Origin of the sequence: Candidatus Chloroploca asiatica (assembly GCF_002532075.1) — a bacterium.
Taxonomy (GTDB): Bacteria; Chloroflexota; Chloroflexia; order Chloroflexales; family Chloroflexaceae; genus Chloroploca; species Chloroploca asiatica.
Window position 1 is genome coordinate 24144 of the sequence record NZ_LYXE01000140.1, and the last position, 9530, is coordinate 33673.

A 9530-nucleotide genomic window follows, 5' to 3' on the forward strand; every position below is an offset into this window, starting at 1 on the left:
CTCCTCGTGGGCTACTCACTTGACCAGGCGCTGCGAAAGTCGGGGAACAGGGTCAGGCCACCATCGACAAAGAGGGTCTGCCCAGTGATGTAGGCCGCCTCGTCGGAACAGAGGAAGACCGTCACCGCAGCCATCTCCTCGGCCGTGCCGGCGCGGCCTAGCGGGATGTGGCCCTCAACCTGGGCGCGCTTCTCTGGGTCGTCGATCCAGGCCTGGTTCATCGGCGTGACCGTCGCGCCCGGCCCGACGCCATTGACCCTGATGCCGCGCCCGGCGTACTCCAGCGCCAGCGAGCGGGTCAGGTTCTGCATGGCGCCTTTGCTCATCGCATAGCTGAGGAAGCGCGGCTTGGGGATGAGTTGATGCACACTGGACATATTGATGATCACGCCGGGCTTACGTTCCGCCAGAAAGTGACGGATCGCCTCGCGTGCGCAGAGGAACGCGCCGCGCGCATTGACGGTCATCACGCGGTCGTACTGCTCAACCGTCAGTTCGTGCGAGTCGGCAGCGCTCTGGATGCCGGCATTGTTGATCAGGATGTCGAGCCCACCCAACTCGCGCACCGTGGTCTCCATCATCGTGCGAATGTCGTCCTCTTTGGCTACGTCGGCCTGGACCAGAATGTGGCGAGCCCCAGCGGTCTCGATCTGGCGGCCACATTCTTCGATCGCCGCATAGATCTGCGCGTGGGTCGCCTCGGCCTCCTCTTCACCCTTGCGATAGTTGATCGCCACATTCGCGCCCTCCAGCCCGAAGCGCACCGCAATCGCCTGGCCGATGCCCGAGCTCCCCCCGGTCACCAGCACATTCTTGTCGCGAATCCCGTTCATATGGTTCTCCTTCTTGGCCAATAATCCCGCAGGCAACTCCGCCCACCGTGAAGCGGTCGAGAGCGGGGTGGTCGCAAGCCCAACTACTGCCTCAGTAATGACTAGAGGGCTGCTAGGCTAGCTATTTAGGGTAGGCGGACACCCGCATGGGCATTCATCATGACATCGCCGACCAGGAGCGCGACGAGCAAGAGTGCGACGAGTTGCAACAAGCAGGTGCTTGCCATCCAAGCGGCCAGTCTTCAAGAGCGGTCGGGACCGAATCATGCCGGTCTCGCGCCATATGATCGCGCTGCCGCTGATCGGCACAGTTGACAGTCGGCGGGTGCAGTTTACCATAGAGCTCATGGTCGAAGCGGTCGAGCGGCGCGACTACCGCTAGTCGTGCCGTTGGGCATACACGACCGCACTGCGCGAGTTGACCAGCGCGAAGATCGCCCAGCGCGTGGCCCGGTGCGAGCTATAGATATATCAGACTGAATCTCGACAACAGCACCTAAAACATGTATCATCTGGGTAGTTCGGTCAACCTTTGTGAGCGACTAGGGGCATTTGCCATGGAGCCAACGTTGCGAGATCTCGGGGGACAACCGCAGCACCTGATGGCGGCATGCACTTTCAGGTGACTCAGAATCATTGGAAATACTTTACAGATTCATGCCGCCTCAGACTCTCTTGCTGCGGCGCGACTCTGCACTATGTGAAAGGGCAACGCGATGGGTGAGGAAGACCACCCTCTGGAGGATTGGCTCTTTATCAGCGCACGGGTGCCTCCCGGCAACCTTGATCAGCACTTCCTGCGTTTAGTTCGCACATCGCTTGACCAGCTAGAGAAGGCTTTGGCTGGTGAAGCTGGCAGCAAGCAACGCTTCAGCGATCTGCTGCCGCCTTTCTCCGAGCTAACCCCGCTGACCTTGCCGCCCTCTGAGCGCGAGCGTGCTCAGCAGCTCGCCGTCCAGCTCGCGAAGCGCGGCACCAGGGACGCGGCGAGGGCCGAGGCGTTTCTGCTCAATGCGATCGGCTTCACCCAGGCCACCGAGTCTCTTCCCTTCTGGCAGGCGCTGCTCGACCTGAAACGCTCGCGCGACAGCTTCGCTCCGCGCAGGCGACAATTCGCCGTGGGGGCCCTGGCCCTGCTCGCGATCAGGCAGGCGAGCCCGGCCGCGTACGCCGCACTTGACGCCGCGCTCCAGCACACGAATGAGCAGGTGCGCGCCCAGGCTGCCTACTACCTCGGCAGCGCCTACACCATCCCTAGGCGTCCGCTCCCCGAGCATGTTTTGGTTGCGCTCAATGCCTGCGCATCCAACGACCCCGCCTTCGAGGTGCGCTACCAGGCCCGCATGACTCTGCGCTACGTTGGGGTGCCAGCCCCGCTCGATCGTCCTGGTGGCGTCTACCTGTTCAGGGTGCAGCTCAGAGACGACCGTTCGGGCGCGACGCGCACCATCGCTCTGCGCCCTGAGCAGACCCTCGAGGATCTGCACTTCGCGATCCAGGACGCCTTTGCGTGGGACGCCGACCACCTCTATAGCTTCTTCCTGCGTGGGAAGGAGTTCGACGCCGCCTACGAGATCTCCGGCCCCGATGGCGACCCCTTCGCGGGTGCGCTCTTTGGGGAGGATCTGCAGCTGATCACGGGTGAGGAAGCTGCAGGCGTAGAGGATGATGAGGACGTTGAGCCCCTGGATGCCACCACCGCTGTGCTCGGTCAGTTGGGCCTGCGCGTCGGCCATACGCTGCTCTACTACTTCGACTACGGCGACGACCACAAGTTTGATGTCAGGCTCGTGACGATCCAGCCGCAGGCTGAGCCGGGCGACTATCCGCGTCTGGTCGAGTCAACGGGGGACGCGCCGCCCCAGTACTACGGCGACGAAGATGAGGATGATGAGGATGATGAGGACTGGGAGGAAGAGATATGACGATCATCCCGGGCCTCAGCGAGCAGGTGATCCGCCGACACGCCGCAGGCGAAATGTTCAGTCGCGGTGAGGACTACGTTCGCGAGGGCATGGTCGCTGGCCTGACGCTACATGAGGGCGTCCTGGAGGCGCTGGTGCATGGCAGCCAGTACGACCCCTACCGCGTGCGCGTCACCTTCGACGCCGGGGGCCTGGTTGCGGCGACCTGCACCTGCCCCGCTGCAGCGCACGCATGGTGCAAGCATATGGTCGCCGCTCTGCTCGTCGCGCTCCGGCAGCCCGAGTCCGTCCAGGTCGCGCCGCCCCTTGCGGCGCTGCTGGAGACCCTCGACCGCGAGCAGCTCATGGGCCTGCTGCTGCGCATGGTCGCACGCCAGCCCGACCTTGCCGATATGCTTGCGGGAGAGGTTGCGGCCAAGCAGTCCGCCACGCCACCGCGCGCTGCTCCGGCGCGCCCGCCCATAGACGTCGGCCCGATCCAGCGCCAGGTGCGCACGCTGCTTCGCGCATCGTACCGTGATTATAACGACTACTATGACGATGGCCCATCCAGCATGATCACCGAGGGTATGGGCGACATCCTCAACCAAATACGCGGCTTTGTCGAGGGCGGCGACAGCGCCAACGCCCTGAGCCTACTTCAGGCGATCACCGAGGAGTGTCGCGCGGGCCAGCATGCCTTCGACGACTCTTACGACACCCTTGACCCCGTCTTCGACAACCTGGGCGAGCTCTGGGCCGAGGCACTGCTCGTAGCAGATCTGCGCCTCGATGAGCTGGAGGAGTGGGCCGAACAGATCGCGGAGTGGGCTGACGATACGGCGGACTATGGGAACGACCATGGCCTGCGGCTGGCGATGAAGGCCGCCCTGGAGGGTTGGCACGACCCGTTGATCGTCCGCGCCCTGCGCGGCGAGCCGGTGCTCACCCCTGCGCCGCGTGTGGTCGAGGTGGGCGAGCGTGAGGCGTCGGAAGCGGACGAGGGCTCGGACGGCGATGACGACGATGAGAACGAGAGCTTGGACGACAAGGATGAGGAGTGGGACGAGGCACCGCTCACCACGGTGCGAGCGTCGGCGACCGCCCCGCGTCCCAAGCTGGCCCTGATCCGGCTGCGCATCCTGGAGCGCCAGGGTCGCCTGGAAGACTACCTCAACCTCGCCGCAGCCTACGAACTGCATCGCGAGCGTGCCCTGATGCTGGCCCACCTGGGCAGGGCGGAGGAGGCTGTCACGGCGGGCATCGCGACCCTTGCCAGCGCCGCGGATGCCCTGGCGCTCGCCATGGCCCTGCGCGAGGGCGGCGCGCTCGACGCGGCACTTCGGGTCGCCGAGCATGGCCTGGGTCTGGATGGGCTGCGGGGCGCTCTGGGCGACTGGCTGGCCTCGTTCGCGCCTGGACTTGGCCGACCTGACCTGGCCCTGCGTGCGGCAGAGGTGGCCTGCGCCAGCGAGCCGAGCATGGCACGCTACCTGGCCGCCCGCGAGCTCGCCGGCGAGGGCTGGCCCAAGTTGCGCGCGCGGCTGCTCGACCAGCTGCGCAAGGGCGCCGGGGGCTGGATAGGCTCCCGCGCCCAGGCCGAGATCTTCCTGCACGAGGGTCTGATTGATGATGCGATCAAGGTGGCCGAGCGAAACAGCTACGGCGTGCTGGAGCTGGTGATGGACGCGGCGATCACCACCCGACCCCAGTGGGTGATCAAGAAGGCCATCGCCCAGGCTGTGCCAATTATGAACGGCGGGAAGGCTCAGCACTACGACCGGGCGGTGAACTGGCTGCGCCGGGCCCGCGATGCCTACCACGCCGCAGGCCAGGCAGACGCCTGGGAGCGCTACCTGGCGGAGGTGCGGGCGATCCACGGGCGCAAGTACAAGCTCATGGGGCTGCTCAAGGAGCTGTGATCACAGCCTCGTCCGGCTATGCGACAATATCACCAGCATAGGTACCAAGAAAGCGTGACGGCTCCCAGGGCTGACCGAAATCGTTGCGTGTGCGCAGTACGGGCATCCGATGGTGTACCAGCCGGGCGACAGCACGGTGCGCACGCACCATTACTACCACTGTAGTCGGCGGATCAACTGGCGCGATTGTCCCGCTCGTATGGTCTGGATCGACGCCGTTGATGCGCAGATGCTTCAGGTGGTGAAGGCCCTCGCCTTGCCGGAGGACTAGAAGCGCGAGATTCTGGCCCAGGCCGAGGCCTTGCCTTAACGGATGCCTTGCTTCTATGGTGGGCGTTCTGAGCGAAAAGCGCGGGGAACCCCGAACCTTGTGGTAGAAACGAAGCTCAGGGTCAAAATATCGTAAGAACGACTTTCCCACGGCCGCGCCCCGCCGCACGGTAGCGCAGCGCCTCTGGCAGTTCACGCAGGGGAAAGCAGCGATCGATTACGGGTACGACCTCGCCGGATTCAAGCAACCCGCCGACGAACGTCAGATCCTGCTGGCTCGGCTGGGCAAGCACGTTGCGGATGCTGACACCCCAGGTGAGCGATAGCGACGGCCCGAGCAATGTCGCGGTGAGGATCGTCCGGATCGCGCCGCCGACCACCACACAGCGCCCTCCAGAGCGTAAGGCCCGCCGGTACGCCGCGAGCGGGCGGTTGCCGTTCACCACCAGGATCAGGTCGTAGCGCTGGTCGCTCTGGGTAAAGTCCTCCTGCGTATAGTCAATGACATGGTCAGCACCGAGCGAACGAGCCAGTTCGACATTCTTCGTACTGCATACGGCCGTTACGGTGGCCCCAAACGACCGGGCAAGTTGCACGGCAAACGTGCCCACGCCACCCGATGCGCCGTGGATTAGCACCTGCTGGCCTGCCGCGATCTCTCCCCTGGCCCGCAGCGCCTGCAGTGCGGTGACCGCCGCTAAGGGCACGGCAGCGGCCTGCGCGAAGCTGAGCCGCGTCGGTTTCAGCGCTAACACACCCGCTGGGGCGCAGACGTACTCGGCGAACCCGCCAAAGCCACACCCTGACAGGTCGCCATACACGGCGTCACCCGGTTGAAACTGCGTGACACGGCTGCCAACCGCCGCAACCGTGCCGGCAATGTCGGCACCGAGAATGGGATGTTTCGGCCTGCGCAGCCCTGAGAATAGCCGCGCTATGGCCGGCTCGCCTTTTAAAAGGTAGGCATCGGCCGCGTTGAGCGAGGTCGCATGCACCTGAATCAGCACATCGTCGTGGCCAGGGGTGGGTTTCGCCACGGTTTCGAGCCGCAGCACCTCCGGTTCCCCGTAGCGCCGGTAGCACATCGCTTGCATTACATATCCTTATCATCATGAGTGGGCACTTGTACACATGGATCTACGATAACAGCCGATCGCCTTGTTGTCGTACCACCGAAGTGGTATCTGGTGGGGTATTTGATCAATGCGCAAGCCGTTTGCGCGCAATGTGTGCTTACGCGGCGCTCGCGGGGTGCGTAGCGCTGGGCAGTAGCAAGTGCGCTACGGCAACTCCAGCATGCCGAGCGCCCGGCCCCTGGCAACCGCCTGCGTGCGACTTGAGACGCCGAGTTTGCTGTAGATGTTGCGCGTATGCACCTTAACCGTCTGTGGCGAGAGGTGTAGCCGCACGGCAAGCTCCTGGTTGCTGAGACCCTCGGCGATCAAGCGCAGCACCTCGCGCTCACGCTCGCTGAGCGACTCGCCTGAAGGAGGCGGGAGGTGGGAGGCAGGATGCAACGTTGCTTGCTTGCCAAAGGCGTTCAGCAGGGTGTGAACATACGCCTGCATCAGTCCGCCTGTATCCCGCATCCGTTCCAACAGCCTTGCCAACGGCGGTCCTTCATCCACGAATAGCCGCACGTAGCCCTCGGGCTCGGCAAGGGCCAGGGCGCGTTCCAGCGGAACGCGCGCCTGGCTTGGCTCACTGCACACCTCGTGGGCCATGGCCTGGAGCAGGAGGATCTCGATCACACTCTCAACCCTCCCCGTGGCCTCTGCCGCACTCAGCAGCCGGACGAGTAGTGGGAATACGGCCGGCAACTCGTCGTGATCCTGCTGCTGACGAGCGCGGGCCAACAGCAACCTGACGAGCGTGAGTTGTTCAAACTCGCGGAGGTAGCCTAGCTCGTCTGCAGGTTTCAGGCCCACCTCTGCGGCCCAGGCTGACGCAGCGGCGAGGTTGCCCTGCCGCAGGCGTACCCGTGCCTTGAGCGCCGCGATGGGGCGCAGGTCGGGGACAGGGTTGGGAACATAGCGTCGCCCGGCCTCGTCCAGCAGATCAAGGGCGGCCTCCCAGTCGCCTGTTGACGCCTTCACCCGGGCCTGGAGCAGATGCCAGCGGAACGGCCAGTCGATCAGCGCAACCCGTTCGCCCGCTTCCTTGCTCGCCTGGAGGTGCCGCGCAGCAGTCGGCCCGTCGCCCTGCTCGTGGGCGACCAGGGCCAACCCCAGGTGCAGATGCGGCACGGCCCGGCTGGCACCCTCGTCGTCCGGCGGCACCAACTCGAGTAACTGCCGATACAGCCTGGCCGCCTCGCGCAGCTGGCCCTGGGCAAGCCGCATCTCCACCAGATAGAAGCTACTAGCCAGCGTGAAGGCGAGCTGACCGGCCTCGCGGGTATACGCGATCCAGACGTTGATGGCGCGCTCGGCGGCAGTGATATCGCCCTCGGCCAAGTGGGAAAAGCTAAGCAACGACATGGCCTGGGCGCGCAGCAGCGGCTGCGCGTCGTTGGGCTGGGCGAGGGCGCAGGCAGCGTGCTGCGCCGCAGCAGCGAAATCGCCCGCAGCATGGGCATTGTAGGCCCGGAGAATGGCGATCTGCATCGGCAGCGCCGCGAATTGCGCTTGCAGCAGCACGACCGGCTCCTCAGCTTGGCCCTCCGGTGCCAACCAGCGCTCGGCGTCGCGCAGCCGGGCCGTGCTGCCCTCTAGGTCGCCAGCGTTGCTCAGCGCCGAGGCGTACTGCATGCAGAGCACTGGCCTGGTCAGCAGCACCGCCTCGGGGAGCTGTCGCACCCAGCGGCACCAGGCGGCCGACTGAAAACCGCTGTCCAGTTGCGCCCACGAGCACTCGGCCAGCGCAGCGACCCGGGCGGGGTCAGCCGCCGCAGCGGCATGATCCAGCGCCTCTAGCATCAGACCCTGAGCCTCATACCAGTCACTTGCGCGGAGGTGGAGTCCGGCGAGGTCATCCTTCGACAGGCCCGCGTCCTGCGGGAGGCGCTGCCGCAGCAACTCGCCAAATAGGTGATGGTAGCGATACCAACGCCGCTCGTCGTCGAGGGGAACCAAGAACAGATTGGCACGTTCAATGGCGTAGAGGGTGGCTTGACCAACGCCGGGGGGGGCCTCAAGCACCGCATCGCACAATGGCCCGCACAGCCGGTCGAGGATCGCAGTGCGGAGCAAGAACTGCTGGATGAGCACGGGCTGCTGGCGGAGAACCTCTTCGAGCAGGTAGTCGCGCACAAAGCGATGGCTGCCAGAAAAGGAGCGCACGAAGCCAGCACTGTCCTGGTGGCCCCGCAGGGAGAGCGCGGCTAGTCGGAGGCCAGCGGCCCAACCCTCGGTGCAGCGCTCCAGGGCGGCGACGTCCTCCGCCGACAGCCTGAGACCTTCGGTCTTGGTGAACAGCGCGCTCGCTTCCAACGGGGTGAAGCGTAGATCCACGGCGCGCAGCTCACTCAACGCGCCGCGGGCGCGCAGGCGTGCCAGGGGCAACTGCGGATCTTCGCGGGTGGCGATGACCAGGTGCAACTGAGGCGGCTGGTGGGCCAGCAGCAGGCTGAGGGCCGCATCAACTGGCGGCGAATTGACCAGATGATAGTCGTCGAGCACCAGCACGATCGGCTGCGCGAGCGCGGCAAGCGCATTGATCAGATCTGTCATCGCTACGTCCGTGGGCGGCGGCTGGGGGGCAAGCAGCGAGGCCATGAGCCCGGCCCCAAGCTGCGGTACAACGCTCTGCAGCGCAGCGACGAGGTAGGCCAAGAAGCGTGCGGGCTCCCGATCACCTTCGTCGAGGGTCAACCAGGCGGAACGTAGAGCGGGATTGGATTGGTCATTGCCCGCTTGTTCTACAGTCTGCGTTCTGCGCTCTAGGCTTGGAAGCCACTGACTAAGCAGCGTGGTTTTCCCAAAGCCGGCCGGGGCGGCAATCAGGGTCAAGTTACGCCGTAGCCCATCGTTGAGCTGCGTGAGCAACCGTGGCCGCAGCACACTATTCGGCTGCGGCGGGGGGCGGTATAGCTTTGTCGCCAAGAGAGAGGTGGACATACCTCCATTATATCCATTATAAGGCCAGAGCACATGACATCTCGCGCACCTACTCAGCACCGGCAACGGGCTCGGCAGCATGTACGGGCCGCTCAGACCAGAGCGCGTAGCCCAACCTCACCCGCGCAAGCCCACGACAGCAGCCGGGGTGAGCAGCCGCAGTACCTCGCGCTCTCGTCCACTCAGTGGCTCAATACGCGAGCGTGCGCACCATGGTCGGGCTGAAACCCTCGGCTACCGGGAGCGGAGGCCGCCTGCGCAGCCTCATCCAGCTCGCGCAGGCGGGCTTGGCACGCGGTAGCCGAGCCGTTGCCGGCGCCGGCGACGGCGACGGCGACCCCAGAGAGCTGACTTTGCATCAGCCCTGGGTCGGTGAATAGGGCGATTGCATCTTCCGTGTATGCACCCCACCAGGGCACCCGCAAGGGGTGCCCCTACACCGGGCCCGCCCCCACCCCTTGCGGGTGCCCCACCCCGGTACGGGCACCCCTTGCGGGTGCCCCACCCCGGTACGGGCACCCCTTGCGGGTGCCCCACCCCGGT

General features: G+C 65.3%; 6 protein-coding genes. 3 read left to right on the forward strand and 3 right to left on the reverse strand.

What is annotated here, in order from left to right:
• Nucleotides 1-11 precede the first annotated feature (11 nt).
• A complete protein-coding gene (locus A9Q02_RS17880) occupies nucleotides 12-833 on the reverse strand; it encodes a glucose 1-dehydrogenase (protein WP_097654448.1) in 822 nt (273 codons plus the stop codon).
• A gap of 716 nt (nucleotides 834-1549) precedes the next feature.
• On the opposite strand from A9Q02_RS17880, the gene A9Q02_RS17885 reads away from it, so the two are divergent.
• From A9Q02_RS17885 to A9Q02_RS23860, 3 genes are all read left to right on the forward strand, one after another.
• Nucleotides 1550-2758, forward strand: a complete 1209-nt coding sequence (locus tag A9Q02_RS17885) for a plasmid pRiA4b ORF-3 family protein (RefSeq protein ID WP_097654449.1) — start codon at nucleotides 1550-1552, stop codon at nucleotides 2756-2758.
• Nucleotides 2755-4659, forward strand: a complete 1905-nt coding sequence (locus A9Q02_RS17890) for an SWIM zinc finger family protein (RefSeq protein ID WP_097654450.1) — start codon at nucleotides 2755-2757, stop codon at nucleotides 4657-4659. Before A9Q02_RS17885 ends, A9Q02_RS17890 begins: the two co-directional genes overlap by 4 nt.
• Before the next feature lie 109 nt (nucleotides 4660-4768).
• Complete coding sequence (locus A9Q02_RS23860; RefSeq protein ID WP_141509004.1) at nucleotides 4769-4930, forward strand: hypothetical protein; 162 nt, start codon at nucleotides 4769-4771, stop codon at nucleotides 4928-4930.
• Nucleotides 4931-5051: 121 nt separating this feature from the next.
• Here the strand turns inward: A9Q02_RS23860 and A9Q02_RS17895 are convergent, their stop codons facing one another.
• Together A9Q02_RS17895 and A9Q02_RS17900 are read right to left on the reverse strand one after the other, a co-directional pair.
• Entirely contained in the window at nucleotides 5052-6023 is a 972-nt protein-coding gene (locus tag A9Q02_RS17895) for an NAD(P)-dependent alcohol dehydrogenase (protein ID WP_097654451.1), read from the reverse strand.
• A 186-nt stretch (nucleotides 6024-6209) separates the two neighbouring features.
• The gene (locus A9Q02_RS17900) at nucleotides 6210-8987 is read right to left on the reverse strand and encodes a winged helix-turn-helix domain-containing protein (RefSeq protein ID WP_172451108.1); all 2778 of its coding nucleotides are present in this window, start codon (nucleotides 8985-8987) and stop codon (nucleotides 6210-6212) included.
• Nucleotides 8988-9530 lie beyond the last annotated feature (543 nt).

Excerpts from the sequence above, each read along its gene's own strand:
- A9Q02_RS17880 (WP_097654448.1), bottom strand. The coding sequence starts at position 833 with ATGAACGGGATTCGCGACAAGAATGTGCTGGTGACCGGGGGGAGCTCG.
- A9Q02_RS17885 (WP_097654449.1), top strand. The coding sequence starts at position 1,550 with ATGGGTGAGGAAGACCACCCTCTGGAGGATTGGCTCTTTATCAGCGCA.
- A9Q02_RS17890 (WP_097654450.1), top strand. The coding sequence starts at position 2,755 with ATGACGATCATCCCGGGCCTCAGCGAGCAGGTGATCCGCCGACACGCC.
- A9Q02_RS23860 (WP_141509004.1), top strand. The coding sequence starts at position 4,769 with ATGGTGTACCAGCCGGGCGACAGCACGGTGCGCACGCACCATTACTAC.
- A9Q02_RS17895 (WP_097654451.1), bottom strand. The coding sequence starts at position 6,023 with ATGCAAGCGATGTGCTACCGGCGCTACGGGGAACCGGAGGTGCTGCGG.
- A9Q02_RS17900 (WP_172451108.1), bottom strand. The coding sequence starts at position 8,987 with ATGTCCACCTCTCTCTTGGCGACAAAGCTATACCGCCCCCCGCCGCAG.